A 17,863-nucleotide genomic window follows, 5' to 3' on the forward strand; every position below is an offset into this window, starting at 1 on the left:
TCAGGCGTACTGGGTGGTGACGATCACGGCATCCCCGTCACGGCTGAACCAACGGATGCGTCCGTTGCCGTAGTGGGCGCTGCGGCCACTGACCGGGTCGACGACCAGGCAGGTGTCCTCGTCGATGCCGACGGCGGTGCGGGTCACCCCGGCCTCGACGATGCCGGTCAGCAGGCCGTCGTTGAGGGCCACGTCGGCATGGGTGCCGATCGTGGGGGTGATCATGCCCAGACCGTCGACCACGCTGACCTCGTCCAGGCCCTCCGACCACTGCTGGGAGCCCACCGCACGACCATTGACCTGCCAGCCGCCGACCAGGGCGTGCCGAGAGGTGACCGAGGCGCCGGCGGAGTAACCGATGTAGGGGACGTCGCCGCGCACCAACCGCGCCAGCTCGTCGCGTCGGGGTGCCAACCCGGCCAGGTAGCTGGGGGTGTGACCGCCACTGACGATCACCCCGTCGAACCCCGACAGCGACTCGGGCCACTCGGTCGGGTCGACCGATCCCGAACCGTCGGGGGCCGGCACGTGCGGCAACAGGTTGATCGGGACGATCTCGCACTCGGGCAGGCGGGTGAGCAGGGGGGAGGTGTACGCCTCGACGAACTGGGCGACCTGCTCGGCGGTCCCAGCGCTGATGTGGGCGACCCTGGCGCGTCGACCGCGGGCCCGCACGCCCACGCTCGCCGCGTAGGCATCGTGCACGTCGGACAGGTTCTCGCGGGGGCCTCCGCCAACCAGGAACAAGGTCATGGACCCAGCCTAGTGGTCACCACGACAGCCGGACGCCCGCCGGCGCCGGCGCCGGCGACGGTACCGGCATGCGCGCCGAGCCGGTGGCTGGTTGTAGCGTTTCCCCATGACATCGCTGACCGGACGCAGTTTCCTCAAGGAATTCGACTTCACCCCCGACGAGTGGAGCGGCCTGCTCGACCTCGCGGCCGAGTTGAAGTCCGAGCGGAAGACCGGCACCGAGCGTCAGCGTCTGGTGGGCAGGACCATCGCTCTCATCTTCGAGAAGAGCTCCTCGCGTACCCGTTCAGCCTTTGAGGTCGCCGCCGCCCACCAGGGCGCCCACACCACCTACTTCGACCCGTCCGGCTCGCACATCCGCGGCAAGGAGTCGATCGTCGACACCGCCCTGTTGTTCGGGCGCATGTTCGACGCCATCGAGTACCGCGGCTTCGGCCAGGACACCGTCGAGCAACTCGCCCAGCACTCCGGCGTCCCGGTCTGGAACGGACTGACCGACGAATGGCACCCCACCCAGACCCTCGCCGACCAGCTCACCATCCGCGAGCGGGTCGGCAAGCCGCTGCACGAGGTCACCATCGCCTACGTCGGTGACGCCCGCAACAACGTCGGCAACTCGGTGCTCGCCGCCGGTGTGCTGATGGGCATGGACGTCCGGATGGTCGCCCCGAAGGAACTGCACAACGATCCCGCGATCGTCGAACAGGCCCGGGGTGTGGCCGCCGGCACGGGTGCCAGCATCACCCTCACCGACGACGTGGCCGCCGGGGTCCGCGGCGCCGATGTCGTCTACACCGACGTGTGGGTCTCGATGGGGGAGCCCAAGCAGGTCTGGACCGAGCGCATTAACCTGCTCCGGCCCTATCAGGTGAACGCCGCCCTGATGGAGGCCACCGGCAACCCCGACGTCATCGCCATGCACTGCCTGCCCGCCTACCACGACCGCAATACCACCGTGGGGGAAGAGGTCTTCCAGTTGACGGGCATGGAGGCCCTGGAGATCACCGACGAGGTGTTCCAGGCCCAGCGCGAGGTCATCTTTGACCAGGCCGAGAACCGCATGCACACGATCAAGGCCGTGATGGTGGCAACCCTGGCCCACGACCAGCCGTCCTGAGCGGACCCGGTCGACGAAGCCCGGCGGGGGCGACCCCGCCGGGGCCTAGTCTGGGCGCGTGAGCCGACCCCGCCCAGAGCTGCCCGCCGAGGCCCGGCTGCGTCAGGCCGCGCGCTCCTACCGCTTGCTCGCGACCGCATTGCGCCGGGCGAACCCGGGACGTCGGGCGGCCAGCCAGCACGCCGAGGTCGACGTCGCAGCCGATGGCCGCGTCCTGGCCCTGCGGGTGGTGTCCCCGGGCCTGGTCGGTGCCCCCTTGGCCCGCCACCTGCTGGACCTCGCCCGGACGGCGAGTGGGGGTGCCGCGGCGGGGGTCCGGGACGCCATCACGCTCACCGACCTGCCGGGCGATCCTGACCAGCCCTCCCCGGGCCTGGGCAACCGACGCTTCCAGTTGCCTGCCGATGTCGACGCCCAGGCGCCGGCGCCGGTGATGCTCCTTCAACTTCGCGCCACCCTGCAGCAGCGGATGGCCGCCGCCGAGCAGGCCGCGCCGCGGCTGGCGACGTTGGTCGGTGAGGGCGAAGCCGCAGGGGGCAGGATCGGCGTCCGGGTGAACTCATGGGGCCATCTCGAGGCAATCACCCTCTCGACGTGGACCTCGACCCTGCCGGCCGGTGAGCTCAATGACGCGATGGCCGAGGCGCTCCAACGGGCCACCGAGGACCTGCGCCGCCAGACCCAGATCGTCCTCGACGACACGGGGACCTGAATGACCACCAGCGCGTGGAGCGTCCCCGAGATCCAGGCCATGGCCGCCGCCGTGGACGACCAGGCGGCCGACTTGACCGGTGTCCCCCGTCCGTCCGGCCCGCCTGTCGGCGCCTTCGGCCACCTGCTCGAGCCGCCGGCCAGCCACACCTTCCCAGCCACCACGCAGGACCTGTCCGCGTTCCTCGACGCAGCTGCGGGCGCGGTGGCCAGCATCGCGGACGGGGTGGGGGCCACGGCCATGGGGTACCGCCGCGCCGAGGACGCGGCGCTCGACCTGATCGCCATCCTGGTCGACGCGCTGGATGCCGCCCCCGGCGGCGCAGCCGGGGCAGCCACACCCGGGGGCACCGGCGCGACCGACCCGCTCGCCGACCTCGACGTCACCCCGCGTGCGCACTGGGCCGGGGCAGCCGACATCCTGGGTCAGGGCGCAGCCGTCGGTGGTGACGCCTTCTCGGGCGGCAACCCGGTGCGGGTCCTGATGCCCACCGCCCTGGACTGGCTCGACGTCCCCGCCGCGGTCGGCGAACTGGTGACCACCTCGCTGACCTGGCTGGCCGGGACCGTGCTCAGCTACTTCGGGCCGATCGATGAGGCATTGACCGAACTCACCGGCGACGCCGACGCCATCCGGCAGGCGAAGGCCTCACTGCAGCAGGTGGCCGACGCGTTGGGTGAGCACGTCAGCGGCCTGGCCACTGCCTCCGGGTCAGCGTCGCAGTGGACAGGTCCGAGCGCCGACGTCTTTGCTGCCTACGCCGGCACTGCGCAGGGATGCCTGGCGGGCGCCCAGGACCTGGTGGCGATCATCGGGCCGAGCATCGAGGGCGTGGCCCTGAACACCGCCTCGGCGCGGCAACTGGTCATCGCCATGGTCGCGAACATCATCAGCGAGATCATCGCCCAGGTCGCCCCCACCATTTTCTGGTTCAAGGTGGCCCTGGGCCTGCTGGCGGTGCCGTTCGGCGTCGTCGTCAGCGCCGCGATGCTGGCCGCACTGGTCGCCGACTTCCTGGCCTGGCTGCTGGAGTTCCTGGCCACCGAGATGCAGGTGATGGCCGACGTGATGCGCGACGTCGCCGAACAGGGCACGGCCTACCTCGGCCAGATCCGCCAGCTGGGGGAGTCCTTGTCGCGAGCCGGGGTCATGCTGCAGACCGGCACCGACCCGGGCATCGGCTACGGCACCGACCCGGGCACTCTGGCCGACTCCATGCGCGGCACCACCACCGACGGCCGCGACGGGCTGGTGATCGACCTGCTGGCCGGCGACATCCCAGACGGCTTCCGTGAGGTCACCGACCCCGACACCCTGGCCGGGCTGGGTCTGACCCCCGCCATGCTCACCGACCACGACAACGGTTTCGCGGCGCACGTCTACCAGGGCCAGGACGGCGCCATCGTGGTCGTCTTCGAGGGCACCGACTTCGAGGACCCCAGCCAGACCGACCTGCTGAAGGAGAACCTGCCCGGCGGCACCGGCATGGGTCCCCAGTCAGAGATGGCGATGGCGATCGCCCAGGCCATCGGTCACAGTGATCGCCGGGGTGACGTCGTCTACGGGGGTCACTCCTTGGGCGGTCGGCTGGCCGAGATCGCCGCCATGACCAGCGGCAACCCCGCCGTCACGGCGAACGCGGCCGGCGTCAGTGATGCCACCATCGACTACATCGCTCAGCAGAACGGGACGACCCGCCAGCAGGTGTTGGCCGACGTGGACGGGGGTCTGGTGCGTGCCTACCGCACCGACGACGACATCCTGACGAACCTGCAGGAGGACTGGCCAATCACCTCGGGCCTGATGCCTGACCACCACGGCACCCCGTTCGACCTGGGCGGGGAGCAGAGCCCCATCGACGGTCACGGTTCTGACAATGTGCGCCACGAGTACGACGAGCGGTACGGCACTGGGCGTCCTGGCGGGATGCGCTGACCCGTCGCGGCGGATGGTCGCGTTGTGGGTGCGTTTCGGGTGGCACATCGTTCACGAAGTGCCGTCTGACCAGGTGTGGGACGAGACATCGTTCACGAAGTGCCGCCTGTCGAGGTGTGGGACGAGACATCGTTCACGAAGTGCCGTCTGACCAGGTGTGGGACGGCACATCGTTCACGAAATGCCGCCTGTCGAGGTTGGGGACGGCACATCGTTCACGAAGTGCCACCCGATGAAACGGGCCCGCCGGCAACTGCCGACGGGCCCGTCCATTGCCGTGGGGGTCAGGCGAACAGGGTGAACCCACCCCAGCCGTGGCCGATCTCCTTGGCCACACCCCAGTTGCCGCTGTTGTTGGTGTACAGGTAGAGCACACCGGTGGCGTTGCGGCCGACCAGATCGACCCGACCGTCAGCGTTCAGGTCGCCGGGGGCGAAGAACGCGGTGAAACCGGTCCAGCCGCGACCGGTGTGGGCAGCCTGGATGATGATGCCGCCCTTGCCGGTGTAGTAGGTGAACAGGTCACCGTTGGCGTTGGTGGCCAGGATGTCGGCGGTGCCGTCACCATTGAAGTCACCGACGCTGGCGATGTTGGTCAACCCCTGCCAGTTCCTGCCAATGTGGCGGGCGTCCTTGAGGCCACCGTTGGTGAGGGTGTAGCGGTACAGACCGCCGTCCTCGCCCACGCCCACGACCTCGGGGCTGCCGTCACCGGTCATGTCACCGACGACGACGAGCTTGCCCATGCCCTCCCAGCCGGTGCCGACCAGGCGCGGTGAGGTGAACTGGCCCATGGTCTGGCCGAAGTACAGGAACATCTCGCCGGTGGCCTTGCGGCCGAGCAGTTCGTCGATGCCGTCACCGTTCACGTCGGGGGTGTGCGAGACCCAGGTGAACTCGTCCCAGCCGGCGCCGGCCCGGGTCGACAGTCCGCTGAGGCCACCGTTGCGACCGAAGTACATGTTCAGGTACCCGGTGGAGTCGACGGCCAGGATGTCGCCGATCTTGTCACCGGTCTGGTCACCCCAGGCGAAGGTGGGGCCGGCGGCGACCACGGTCACGGCCAGTTCGGCGGTGGTGCCCGACGGTGCCCCCTCGACGCGCAGGGTGGCTGCACCGCTGGTCAGTCCCGACTTCACCGGCAGCGAGACCTGCAGGTTCGCCACCTGGCCGTCGACGACGGCAGCCGAACCGACCTTGATCTTGGTGGAGCCCTGGACGATGAACGCCGTGGCCGTGGTGTGCTTGACGGCCTCGAGGCCGGTGCTGTCCAGGGTGTCCTTGGCGACGCCGTCCGACAGCGGGACGCCGACGGAGAAGCTGTACTTGGCGCCCTCGATGACCACCGATGGCTGACCCTTGACCGAGACGCCGACATTGGCGTAGGACGCCGAGATGGTGCCCTGCTTGCCGACCCAGTCAGTGAAGGCGGTCAGGTCGACCAGACCGGTGTCACGGGTGTTGGTGCCATTGGCCAGTTCGCGGAAGTTGTCGCCGCCATCGATCAGGAAGTTGCCCGAGACGATGGTGAACACGTCGGTGTCGGCAACGGGCGCACCCTCGAAGAAGATCCCGGTGATGCGCGACCCTTCCGGCAGCGACTCGTCGTAGGTGTAGGTGGTGTTGGGCGACAGGCCCAGGCGCAGGAAGGCGCGGCTGGGAACGGTGCCGGTGGAGGTGCGCTGCCACTGCTGGTTGAGCACGATCTTCAGCTGGGCGCCGGTGATCTCGGTGCTCTTGATGGTGTTGGCGAAGGGCAGGGCCAGGGCCGCGTCCTTGTAGGTCACGTCACCCTTGGGCAGGCCCGCCCGGGTGCCGCCGGGGTTCTGGACGCCGATGACCTTCTTGCCGTCGTAGAGGGCGTTGCCGTCCAGGACGTCGCCGAAGAACTCGGCGACCAGGTTGGTGGCCGGCGACTCCAGGTCACGAATGTCGGGCTTGTTGAGCCCGCCGGGCAGGCTGATGGGGCCGTCGGTGGTGGCAACCTTCACGGCGCCGACGACATCAGCCTGGGCGATGGCGTCCTCGGTGATCGACATGATCTCGGCGATGGCCGGCAGCGTGGTGTCGGGAGCGGCGGCGGGGTCGACGACGGTGGTGGCGGACTCACCGCAGACGGTGCCATTGTCCTCGACGTTGATGGTGACCTTGGCCATCTTCTCGGCGTAGGAGGCCGCCTGCATCAGCGGTCGGCCGTCCTGGGTGGTCCAGTTGTACAGCTGGTGGGTGTGGCCGTTGAAGACGACGTCGACCTGCGGGCTGACGCTCTCGTAGATGCTCTTGAAGGCGGCGCTGTCGGCGGCGTTCTCCGCAGCGGTGGTGCTGCCCTTGGGCGCACCCTCGTGGATCTGGGCGACGATGATGTCGGTGTCGCCAGCAATGGCGGTGGCCACCTTGTTGACGGCAGCGACCGGGTCACCGACGGTGTAGCCGGCGATACCAGCCGGGCTGACCAGGCTGTCCAGTTCCGCGGTGACCGCCCCGATCACACCGACGCGGATCGCGGCGGTGGTGGCGTCCTGGTCGTGGTCGACCTCGATGATGGCGTGCGACTTCAGCGGCGCAGGGACCTCACCGGCGGCATTGGTCAGGTTGGCGACCAGGTAGGGAAATTCGGGGATGACGTTGTCGTTGGTGCCGGCATAGCGCGACTGCAGGTCGGCCAGGCCCTTGTCGTACTCGTGGTTCCCGGTGGCGGAGGCGTCGATGCCGGCCGCGTTCAGGATGGCGATGGTGGGGTTGTCGTTCTGCGAGGCGGACTCGAAGGTCGACCCGCCAATGCTGTCGCCATTGGACAGCAGGACGACGTTGTTGCCGGCGGCACGGGACTGCTCGACCGGGGTGAACAGCTTCGCGGCGAGGTAGTTGTAGGTGGCGCTGCTGGCGTTGTAGGAACCGATGCGACCGTGGAAGTCATTGAAGCTGTAGATCTCGATCGGGGTGCCGGCGACGCAGGCCGCGTTCGGCAGCAACCTGGTGGGTGCCTGGGCGTCCGCGAACGCCGGAGCACTGAGCCCGCCGGCGATCATTGCGGCGCTGACGCCGAGGGCCGTGGCCGCCCGGCGAACCCCTGCGAGAGGGTGGTGAGCCATGATTCTCCTTGAAGGTGTCGAGTACGGCCCGGCTCCACGAGGAGTTCACCGGACCAGGGCGTGAGACACCCCGGCACACGAGTCGCGCGGTGGACGGGGAGTCCTCCTAGGGTCACTCTGGTGGACCCACGCAGGTTCGGCAATGGCACGGACCGAACTTTGTGTGATGTTCACCAAGAGTTGCCCCACGGTGCCCCTCGCCCCGCGGATGGTGCCAACTCGCCTGACTAGGAGTTCTTGGCGGTTTCCCGGCCCAGACCGTTCTCCATGCCCCAGGCGACGGCCTGGGAGCGGCGCTCGACCCCCGCCTTGCGGTAGGCCGACCGGATGTAGGACTTCACCGAGTTGGGGCTCAGGTAGGTGGCCGAGGCAATCTCGGCGTTGGTGTGGCCGCGGGTGATCAGCGTCATCATCTCTGCCTCACGCTGGGTCAGGCCGGCTGCCCGTCCGGGCCATTCGTCAGGCCTGTCGGTGTCCGCCCTGACGTCGCGCACCGTGGTGGGGCGTGGGCTGATCACGCGCTGCCCGGCGTGGACCTGTTCCAGGGCGGCCAGCAGGCCGGCCCCGGTCAGGGTCTTCGCGAGCACCCCGTGGGCGCCGGCCTGGATGGCGGCGGTGATCAGTTCGGGCTCAAAGGCCCACGTGTACAGCACGACCTTGTTGACGCTTGGGTCGGCGGCCAGGGCATTCAGCGACGTGGGCAGGTCGCGATCGTGGGCGAAGGAGTCGAACAGGGCGATGTCGACAGGAGCCCTCACTTCACGACTCTTCACCGCCAACTCCACCACACGGACACGGTCACGGAAGGGCAGCAGCATGCGATGCAGTCCGTGGACGACCAGCGGGTAGTCGTTGACCAGGGCTACGGAAAAGGGCTCCATCATCACTCCAACCAGGGTAGGTCCTCCATGGGACCGGCATGATCGGCAGCTGCCACCGCGTGGGTTGCCCCACGCGGTGGCAGCTGCCCAACGCGCTGACTTTACAGCGAACAGACCCTCGACACCATGACCGAGTGGCCCAGTCTCAGCCGAACAGTCGGAAGTTGTTCCAACCGGTGCCCGCCTGACGGGCGCCGCCGAACGAGCCGCGCTGGTTGGCGTAGCTGTACAGGGTTCCGGCGGAGTTGCGCCCGACCAGGTCGGGGGCGCCGTCCCCGGTCAGGTCACCGGGGCTGAACAGGGCGGTGAAGCTCGACCAGCCCCGACCGATCTGCGCCGCCTGGATGATCTTGCCGTCGGCCATGTAGTAGACGTACAGGTTGCCGTTGTCGCCCACCGCGATGATGTCGGCGAACCCGTCGGAGTTGAACGAGCCCAGGCTGGTGGTGTACTTGATGCCGCCCCAGTTCTTGCCGATCTGGGTGGCACCGACGAAGCCGTTGGTGGTCAGGGTGTAGCGGAACAGCTTGCCGGCGTTGGCCCCGGCATTGCCGATGCCGACGACCTCGGGCAGCTTGTCGCCATTGGTGTCGCCGACCACGGTGATGTTGTCCAGACCATTCCACGACGAGCCGACCTTCTTGCCGGCGGTGTAGGAACCCATGCCCTGGCCGAAGTACAGGTACAGGTTGCCGTCGTTGCGACGCCCGATCAGTTCGTCGCGGCCGTCACCGTTGATGTCGGGGGTGTGGCTGAACCAGGTGAACGAACCCCAGCCGGGGCCAACGGTCCAGCCGGCGCCAAAGGTGCCGGGCTTGCGGCCCTTGTAGATGCGCAGGTCGCCGTTCTTGTCGATGCCCAGCAGGTCGCCAATGTGGTCCCCGGTCTGGTCACCCCACACCCGGTTCTGGGCGTAGGTGGTGAAGCTGATGGTGGCGCTGACGGCCTGGGTGCCGCCCGCCTTCTTGGCGGCCGTCCCGGTGACGGTGCCCGAGTAGTAGGATCCCGGCACGAGCGGGGCGGTGGGCATCAGCACCACCTGGGCGTCCATGTCGAGGTGGGTGCGGTTGCTCAGCAGGCAGAAGGGCACCGGCACCCCGTCGCGGTACAGCGAGGCCTGGACACCACTCAGCGCGCCGAGGGTCTGGTGGTCCCACTGCGCGGTGATCGGGAAGCCCCACACCGCCGGCTTCTGGGTGCACTGGCTGGCGTAGTAGCTGGCGGCGGTGGAGTTGAAGGTCATCTCGGCGTGGTTGTTGGCTGCCGGGAAGACCTGCGGCCAGGCCTGCTGTGCCGCGTTGTTGAAGTTCACGCCGGCGACCAGGAAGGTGCTGGTCTGGGCGAAGGCGATGCCATTGGTCAACGGGTGCAACAGTCGGGCGCTGCGCTCCCAGGGGTCCATCATCCACAGGTCGATGGCCGTCATGTTGGCCGTCACGCCGGTGGCCACCAGGGTGAAGGGGGCGATCCCGGCGCCCGCGGCGGTGTAGCCGGGCTTGCCCGGCTCCTCCTTGGCAGGGTTCAGGGTCGGGTCGTTCTTGTTCAGTTCGAGGTAGTTCGCGTGCGCCTTCACGGCGCTCACCAGGTTGGCGTCGTAGACCACCGACCGGGCGCCGACCTTGGCGCGGTACAGGTTGAGCTGGGCCACCGCAGAGTCGATCGGACCCTGGGCCGACAGCGATCGATCCGGTTCGCTGATCGGGGTCAGGGGCGCATGGATCCGGCGCTGCGGCGAGGCGGAGCCGTCAGCCTCGGACGGATCGCTGGTCGGGTCGGCGGCAGCAGCACCAACCACCATGGTCAGCGCCGTGGCCGTCGCGGCAATGATGCCAATGGCGGTGGTCATGAACCTGTGAGCGCGCACGAGCGCCTCCTCGTGGGTTGGGACGGACGAACTGTGTGTCAGTGTAAGCGCCGGGGCCGACAGATGTGGACGCCGCCCCGCGCGGCCCTCAGCCGAAGAGTCGGATGTCGTTCCAGTTGGTGCCGGCCTGGCGGGCGGGGCCCCAGGAGCCGGAGCGGTTCTGGTAGCTGTAGAGGGTGCCGGTCTGGTTGCGTCCGATGAGGTCGGGACGGTTGTCGCCGGTGAGGTCGCCGGGGCTGAACAGGGCGGTGAATCCGGTCCAGCCCTGGCCGATGACCGCGGCCTGGATGAAGGTGCCGTTCTTGCCGGTGTAGTAGGCGTAGAGGCGTCCGTTGGTGCCCACGGCGATGAGGTCGGCGTAGGGGTCGGTGGTGGCGTTGAAGGAGCCGACTGAGGCGGTGAGTTCGATGCCTTGCCAGTTCTTGCCGATGAGGGAGGCGCCGATGAAGCCGTTGGCGGTGAGGGTGTAGCGGTAGAGGTTTCCTTCGGGGCCGATGCCGATGACTTCGGGGGTGCCATCGGCGTTCATGTCGCCGACGACGGTGAGGTTGCGCAGGGCGCCCCAGTTCTGGCCGACCTTCTTGCCGGCGGTGTAGGAGCCCATGCCCTGGCCGTAGTAGAGGTAGAGGTGTCCGTCGGCGCGTCGTCCGATGAGGTCTTCGCGGTGGTCGCCGTTGACGTCGGGGGTGTGGGCGAACCAGGTGAACTGGTTCCAGCCTCGTCCGATCTGGAAGCCGTGGCCGATGGTGCCGGGTTGGCGTCCCTTGTAGAGCATCAGGTCGCCGGTGGTGGTGACGGCCAGGATGTCGGCGGTCTTGTCACCGGTCTGGTCGCCGGGGGTGGCGGTGACCGGTGCCTGCACCGTGAACACCGTGCTCGCCTGGACCACCCGCGAGCCGCTGCCGTCGCGCAGGTAGGCCGTCGCCGTGACCGACGACGTGACCTGGCTGCCGCGGGGCAGGGCGATGCTGGGGATCAGCACCACCATGCCCGCGGTGGCCAGGGGCTGGACGTTGTTGACGGGGCACACCGCGACCGAGGTGCCGTCCACCCGGACGTTGGAGGAGTTCACGTACATCCGGTCGTAGAGGGCTGGGTCGAACTGGAAGGTGATCGGGAAACCGGCCACGGCGCCCGAGCAGTTCTGCCCGTAGTAGGACCCGAGGCCGGCGGGCATGCCGATCAGGTTGAAGTTCGGTCCCTGCGGGAAGACGATCGGGTAGGTGCCCGGGTCGGCCCCGGACTGGGTCCAGGCCAGCACCACCCGCCCCTGCCGGGTGAACGAGATGGTGGTGGCGCCAGGAGCGAGCAGCAGGAAATACTGCGCCTCGGGGTCGGCCAGCCACTCGTCGACGATCTGGGAGTAGGTGCCGGTGCTCGACGCCCCCGGCCAGGTCTGCGGGGCGATCGCGGCACCGGCAGCCGTGTAGCCGGGCAGCGACGGGTCCTCGCTGAACGGGTCAAGTCCGGTGACCGAGAAGTTGGCGTCCAGGTAGCGGGCGTGGCTCACCACCGCACCCGGTGCCCCGACCAGGCTCAGCGGCCTCAACCCTGACCGGGCCCGGTAGGCGTTGAGCCGCGCCACCGCCCCGCTCTCCTCCGAGGACGCGGCCGGTCCGACCGACCCGGTGGGTGCCGGGGCGCTCGCCGACTCGCCGGTGACCCGGGCCCAGACGTCGGTGGGCCGCTCACCGGGTCGCGCCACGCCGTCGGCCTCGTCGGCGCGAGCAGGCGGGACCAGGGCCAGGACCATGGCCGGCGCCAGGACCACGACGGTGACCAGTCGGGCCACCTGGGGCGGGCGGGGGGTGCGCTGGGGCATGGCGACTTCCTTCGACCGGCCGCTCTGTGCTGCGGCACCGGGGTTCACCCTAACCTGAGGCGGCTCTCAGCCGAAGAGTCGGATGTCGTTCCAGTTGGTGCCGGCCTGGCGGGCGGGGCCCCAGGAGCCGGAGCGGTTCTGGTAGCTGTAGAGGGTGCCGGTCTGGTTGCGTCCGATGAGGTCGGGACGGTTGTCGCCGGTGAGGTCGCCGGGGCTGAACAGGGCGGTGAATCCGGTCCAGCCCTGGCCGATGACCGCGGCCTGGATGAAGGTGCCGTTCTTGCCGGTGTAGTAGGCGTAGAGGCGTCCGTTGGTGCCCACGGCGATGAGGTCGGCGTAGGGGTCGGTGGTGGCGTTGAAGGAGCCGACTGAGGCGGTGAGTTCGATGCCTTGCCAGTTCTTGCCGATGAGGGAGGCGCCGATGAAGCCGTTGGCGGTGAGGGTGTAGCGGTAGAGGTTTCCTTCGGGGCCGATGCCGATGACTTCGGGGGTGCCATCGGCGTTCATGTCGCCGACGACGGTGAGGTTGCGCAGGGCGCCCCAGTTCTGGCCGACCTTCTTGCCGGCGGTGTAGGAGCCCATGCCCTGGCCGTAGTAGAGGTAGAGGTGTCCGTCGGCGCGTCGTCCGATGAGGTCTTCGCGGTGGTCGCCGTTGACGTCGGGGGTGTGGGCGAACCAGGTGAACTGGTTCCAGCCTCGTCCGATCTGGAAGCCGTGGCCGATGGTGCCGGGTTGGCGTCCCTTGTAGAGCATCAGGTCGCCGGTGGTGGTGACGGCCAGGATGTCGGCGGTCTTGTCACCGGTCTGGTCGCCGGGGGTGGCGGTGACCGGTGCCTGCACCGTGAACACGGTGCTCGCCTGGACGGCCACCGTCTCGGAGACGTTGCGGTCGTACCAGGCGGTGCCCTCGAAGGACGCGGAGACATGCGCGCCCTGCGGCAGCGCGATCGTGGGGACCAGCACCACCTGCCCGGGGGTGCCGAGCGTTCCCGCGTTGTTGAGCGGGCAGACGGCGATGGGGGCACCGTCCACCCGGACGTCGACCCGGTCGACCCAGACGGCGTCGTAGACGGCCGGGTCGAACTGGAAGCTGATCGGGAACCCGCCGGTGGGCACGTCACAGTCCTGCGCGTAGTAGTCGACCAGGTAGTCCGGCATGGTGGTCAGGGGAAAGTTCGGCCCCTGCGGGAAGACGATCGGGTAGGTGACCGCGTCGACGGCACCCTTCTGGAACCAGGCCAGCACGACCTGCTCATGGCGGGTGAAGGCGATGGTGCTGGTGGCCGGGTCGAGCAAGTCGAAGTACTGTGCCTCGGGGTCGGCCAGCCACTGGTCGATGATCTGGGAGTAGCTGCCGATGCTCGAGGCCGCCGGCCAGGTCTGCGGGGCGATCGCCGCGCCGGCCTCGGTGTAGCCGGGCAGCGCCGGGTCCTCGGTGAACAGGTCGAGGCTGGGCTCAGACAGGTTCATGTTGATGTACTTGGCGTGGTTCACCACGGCGCCCGGCACCCCGACCAGTCGGACGGGGCCCAGGCCGGCGCGGGTGCGGTAGCTGTTCAGTCGGGCCACGGCACCGGTCTCCTCCGACGAGGCGGCCGAGTCCAGGGGACGCGTCGTGCTCTGCGCGTCGCTGGTGGACACCGCGGCGCTGAGCCGTGCGGTGAGGGTGGCCGGCTTCTGGCCGGGTCGTCCCGTGGGGTCGGTGTCGTCAGCCGAAGCGGTGGGGTGCAGGGTGGCGGTCATGGCGAGGGCCAGGCCGATTCCGGTCACGAGCCGGAACAGACGTCGAGTCATGTCTAGTCCTTGAGCAGGGCCGCGTCGGTGCGGTTGGCATGACAGTACTGGACACCAGATGTGTTGTCGCCCGAGGGGCGCCGGGACGCAGGGCGCGCGGGCATGGGAGGAATCACCAAGCTCGGCGGGGCGGCACGGTGGGATTCCCACAACGTGGCCGAAAACGAACCTACGCTAGCGTAGGAAACGTGGCATTCCACGGGAGGATCAACGAATGAGTGCACTGGTCGGGGTCACTGACCCCGAAGCACGGATGCGATCACGCGACCCGCAGGACATGGTCCAACTGCTCACCCCCGAGGGGGTGCGCGTGGACCACCCGGACTTTGCCTGGGACGGGGACGCAGCTCAACTGCGCGGCATGCTGCGCGGCATGATGCAGGCACGGCGTTTCGACGCGGAGGGCACCGCCCTGCAGCGTCACGGCGAGCTCGGCCTGTGGCCCCCGCTGCTCGGGCAGGAGGCCGCCCAGGTGGGTGCCGCCGCCGCGCTGGCCGGTCAGGACTTCGTCTTCCCCAGCTATCGGGAGCACGCCGTGGCACTGGCCATGGGAGTGCCGGTGGCCGAGATGCTCAAGTTGTGGCGGGGCACCGGTCAGGGCGACTGGGACCCGCAGACCTTCCGCTTCCAGCTGTACACGCTGGTCATTGGCTCGCAGACCTTGCATGCGACCGGCTACGCCATGGGCCTGCAGCTCGACGGGATGGTCGGCAACCCCGAGCCGGACCGCAACGCCGCCGTCCTGGCCTTCCACGGCGACGGGGCGTCGAGCCAGGGCGACGTGAACGAGGCCTATGTCTTTGCCGCCTCGTACAACGCGCCCGTGGTCTTCTTCTGCCAGAACAACCAGTGGGCGATCAGCGAGCCCACCGACCGCCAGACCCGAATCCCGTTGTACCAGCGTGCCCGCGGCTTCGGGTTCCCCGGCATCCGCGTCGACGGCAACGACGCACTCGCCGTCCATGCCGTCACCCAGTGGGCCATGCAGCGTGCCCGTGAAGGACAGGGCCCGGCCTTCATCGAGGCCTTCACCTACCGCCGCGGCGCGCACACCACCTCCGACGACCCCACCAAGTACCGTCTGGCAGAGGAGGACGAGCACTGGAAGGGACGCGACCCGATCGAACGGGTCACCATCTACCTGCGCTCCATCGACGAACTGGACGACGCCTGGCTGGACGAGCTCGACCAGCAGCTCGACGATTTCGGTGCCGACGTCCGCAAGGCCTGCCACGATCTGGAGGTGCGTCCCATGGAGGTCATCTTCGACCACGTGCACGCCGAGCCCACCGCCGAACTCCGCGCCCAGCGCGAGGAGTACCTGGCCTGGGTCGACTCCTTCGGTCCCCGGGGTGAGGACGCCTGATGAGCAGCCAGCAGCCGACCACGATGACCCTGGGCAAGGCCCTCAATGCGGGTCTGCGCCGAGCCCTGGAGGCCGACCCCAAGGTGTTGCTCGCCGGCCAGGACATCGGCAAGCTCGGCGGAGTCTTCCGGATCACCGAGGGCCTGCAGAAGGACTTCGGCGAGGACCGCGTCATTGACTCCCCACTGGCGGAGTCCGGCATCGTCGGCACCGCCATTGGGCTGGCCATGCGCGGCTACCGTCCGGTCGTCGAGATCCAGTTCGACGGTTTCGTCTACCCCGCCTACGACCAGATCGTCACCCAGTTGGCGAAGATGCACTTCCGCAGTTCGGGACGCATCTCCATGCCGGTGGTCATCCGGATCCCCTATGGCGGTGGCATTGGCGCCATCGAGCACCACTCCGAGTCGCCCGAGGCCTACTTTGCGCACACGCCCGGGCTCAAGGTGGTCACCGCCTCGAACCCCGGCGATGCGTACTGGATGATCCAGCAGGCGATCGCGTCCGACGACCCCGTCATCTTCCTGGAGCCCAAGCGGCGCTACCACGAGAAGGGTGAGGTCAGCGAGCACGAGGCTGAGCCGTGGCCGCTGCACCAGGCACGGGTGGCGCGCCGCGGCACCGATGTCACCCTGCTCAGCTACGGCCCCCAGGTGAAGACCTGCCTGGAGGCCGCCGCGATCGCCGAGGAGGAGGGTCGCTCGATCGAGGTCGTCGACCTGCGCACCCTCTCGCCGATCGACATGGTGACCATCGTCGACTCCGTCAAGCGCACCCGCCGCGCGATCGTTGTCCACGAGGCCCACCGCAACCTCGGTCTGGGCGCGGAACTGTCCGCCCGCCTGGGCGAGGAACTGTTCTACGTGATGGAGTCGCCCGTGCTGCGGGTGACCGGCTACGACACCCCCTACCCGTTCAGTCGGGTCGAGGAGGACTGGCTGCCGGGCGTGGACCGAATCCTGGACGCCGTCGACGAGTCAATGGGGTACTGATGAAGACATTCAACCTGCCCGACCCCGGCGAGGGCCTGGTCGAGGCCGAGATCGTCGCCTGGCATGTCGGCGTCGGTGACGAGGTGACCGTCAACGACATCGTGCTCGAGATCGAGACCAGCAAGTCGATCGTCGAACTGCCGATCCCCTGGTCGGGACGCGTCGACCAGATCCTGGTGCCCGTCGGCCAGGTCGTGGCCATCGGCACCCCGGTCATCGTCATCGATGACGGCAGCGACGCTGCTGCCGGTCCCGTGGGCACTGCTGACGCTGCGTCAGCAGAACCCGAGGCGCCCGAGGCCATGCTGGTCGGCTACGGGCCCAAGCCGTCAACCGGACGCCGGCGACGCGGGGGCCGCGACGCCTCCAGCCAGACCGCCGCCCAGGCCCTGGCCGACTCCTTCGTGCAGGCCGAACCGTCGCGCCGTCCCGATGACATCCACGAGCCGCACCCGGTCGTGGCCCAGGCGCAGGGTGAGCCGCTGCCGGGGCCCGGCGAGCCGGTCCGCAGCCACGAGATGGTGCTCTTCGGGGCCGCAAACACCGCCCGCGCGAAGCCACCGGTGCGCAAGCTGGCCAAGATGCTGGGTGTTGACCTGGACGAGGTCGCCGGCACCGGACCGAACCACACCATCACCCGGGCCGACGTCGAGGCCGCCGCCGCGATGGCCTCACTCGCGTCGCGAGCCCGGGTGACCGGGCCCGGCACCGAGCCGAACTTCGGGGCATCCGGCTTCGAGTCCGACTCCCCGGGCGCCTACGCCGACGCCGGCCAGGGGTCGAGCTTCGTCTCGGACCCGCCGCAGGGGCGCTACCAGTCCACGGGGGAGCGCCGCACCCCGATCCGCGGGGTGCGCAAGGTGACCGCCGAGGCGATGGTGAACTCGGTCAACACCCATGTCCACGTCACCGAGTGGGTCACCATCGACGTGACCGCCACCATGGAGATGGTCGAGCGGTTGCGCAGCCGCCGCGAGTTCGCGAACCTGCGGGTCAGCCCGCTGCTGATGTACGCCAAGGCGGTCTGCCTGGCAATGGCGAACAACCCCGACATCAACGCCTCGTGGGACGAACAGAACCAGGAGATCGTCCAGCACGGCGAACTGAACCTCGGCATCGCCGCGGCCACCCCCCGGGGACTGATGGTGCCCAACATCAAGGGCGCCCAGCGGATGAGCATGCTGGACCTGTGCCGGGCCATCAACTCCATGGTCCAGGTGGCCAAGGAGGGCAGGCTGCAGCCCGCCGACTACCACGGCGGCACCTTCACCATCACCAATGTCGGCGTCTTCGGGGTCGAGTCGGGCACCCCCATCATCAACGGCAACGAGTCGGCCATCCTGTGCATGGGATCGATCGACCGCAAGCCGTGGGTCGTCGGTGTGGGCGCCGAGGAACGAATCGAGCCGCGCTGGGTGACCACCGTCTCGATCAGCTTCGACCACCGCCTGATCGACGGCGAGCAGGGGTCGCGCTTCCTGCGGGAGGTGGCCTCCCTGCTGGAGGACCCGGAACTGGCCATGCTGTACTGAGCC

The 17,863-nt window shown here is 68.9% G+C and carries 12 protein-coding genes; 6 read left to right on the forward strand and 6 right to left on the reverse strand.

Features of this window, described 5'->3' with window-relative positions:
• Window positions 1-753, reverse strand: coding sequence for a hypothetical protein (locus IPV09_RS02915; protein WP_207473567.1), 753 nt, complete (start codon window positions 751-753; stop codon window positions 1-3).
• Between the two features lie 106 nt (window positions 754-859).
• Here IPV09_RS02915 and argF point away from each other — a divergent pair, with 106 nt between their 5' ends.
• The 3 genes from argF to IPV09_RS02930 are packed head-to-tail and all read left to right on the forward strand — an operon-like array spanning window position 860 to window position 4,517.
• Window positions 860-1,870: an ornithine carbamoyltransferase gene (gene argF / locus IPV09_RS02920; protein ID WP_207473569.1), complete on the forward strand. Its 1,011-nt coding sequence runs from the start codon at window positions 860-862 to the stop codon at window positions 1,868-1,870.
• 58 nt (window positions 1,871-1,928) lie between these two features.
• The gene (locus IPV09_RS02925; protein WP_207473571.1) at window positions 1,929-2,582 is read left to right on the forward strand and encodes a YbaB/EbfC family nucleoid-associated protein; all 654 of its coding nucleotides are present in this window, start codon (window positions 1,929-1,931) and stop codon (window positions 2,580-2,582) included.
• Window positions 2,583-4,517, forward strand: a complete 1,935-nt coding sequence (locus tag IPV09_RS02930) for a hypothetical protein (protein WP_207473573.1) — start codon at window positions 2,583-2,585, stop codon at window positions 4,515-4,517.
• Between the two features lie 284 nt (window positions 4,518-4,801).
• On the opposite strand, the gene IPV09_RS02935 is transcribed toward IPV09_RS02930, so the two are convergent.
• The 5 genes from IPV09_RS02935 to IPV09_RS02955 all read right to left on the reverse strand — a co-directional run bounded on the left by IPV09_RS02935 (window position 4,802) and on the right by IPV09_RS02955 (window position 13,970).
• The gene (locus IPV09_RS02935) at window positions 4,802-7,609 is read right to left on the reverse strand and encodes a 5'-nucleotidase C-terminal domain-containing protein (protein ID WP_207473575.1); all 2,808 of its coding nucleotides are present in this window, start codon (window positions 7,607-7,609) and stop codon (window positions 4,802-4,804) included.
• 227 nt (window positions 7,610-7,836) lie between these two features.
• Window positions 7,837-8,493, reverse strand: a complete 657-nt coding sequence (locus IPV09_RS02940) for a response regulator transcription factor (RefSeq protein WP_207473576.1) — start codon at window positions 8,491-8,493, stop codon at window positions 7,837-7,839.
• A 142-nt stretch (window positions 8,494-8,635) separates the two neighbouring features.
• A complete protein-coding gene (locus IPV09_RS14555; protein ID WP_207473577.1) occupies window positions 8,636-10,354 on the reverse strand; it encodes an FG-GAP-like repeat-containing protein in 1,719 nt (572 codons plus the stop codon).
• Between the two features lie 88 nt (window positions 10,355-10,442).
• Entirely contained in the window at window positions 10,443-12,176 is a 1,734-nt protein-coding gene (locus IPV09_RS02950) for a VCBS repeat-containing protein (protein WP_207473578.1), read from the reverse strand.
• 66 nt (window positions 12,177-12,242) lie between these two features.
• Entirely contained in the window at window positions 12,243-13,970 is a 1,728-nt protein-coding gene (locus IPV09_RS02955; RefSeq protein ID WP_207473579.1) for an FG-GAP-like repeat-containing protein, read from the reverse strand.
• A gap of 214 nt (window positions 13,971-14,184) precedes the next feature.
• On the opposite strand from IPV09_RS02955, the gene pdhA reads away from it, so the two are divergent.
• Genes pdhA through IPV09_RS02970 form a run of 3 tightly spaced genes read left to right on the forward strand, consistent with a single transcriptional unit; the run spans window position 14,185 to window position 17,860 of the window.
• Window positions 14,185-15,336 (forward strand): pyruvate dehydrogenase (acetyl-transferring) E1 component subunit alpha, encoded by a 1,152-nt coding sequence (pdhA, locus tag IPV09_RS02960; RefSeq protein WP_242681157.1) that lies wholly within the window; start codon window positions 14,185-14,187, stop codon window positions 15,334-15,336.
• Window positions 15,336-16,328 (forward strand): alpha-ketoacid dehydrogenase subunit beta, encoded by a 993-nt coding sequence (locus IPV09_RS02965; RefSeq protein ID WP_207473581.1) that lies wholly within the window; start codon window positions 15,336-15,338, stop codon window positions 16,326-16,328. Before pdhA ends, IPV09_RS02965 begins: the two co-directional genes overlap by 1 nt.
• 14 nt (window positions 16,329-16,342) lie before the next feature.
• On the forward strand, window positions 16,343-17,860 hold the full coding sequence (locus IPV09_RS02970) for a dihydrolipoamide acetyltransferase family protein (protein WP_207473621.1): 1,518 nt from the start codon (window positions 16,343-16,345) through the stop codon (window positions 17,858-17,860).
• The last annotated feature ends 3 nt before the right edge of the window (window positions 17,861-17,863 follow it).

Source organism: Tessaracoccus sp. SD287 (assembly GCF_017355265.1).
In the GTDB taxonomy this organism is placed as follows: domain Bacteria; phylum Actinomycetota; class Actinomycetes; order Propionibacteriales; family Propionibacteriaceae; genus Aestuariimicrobium.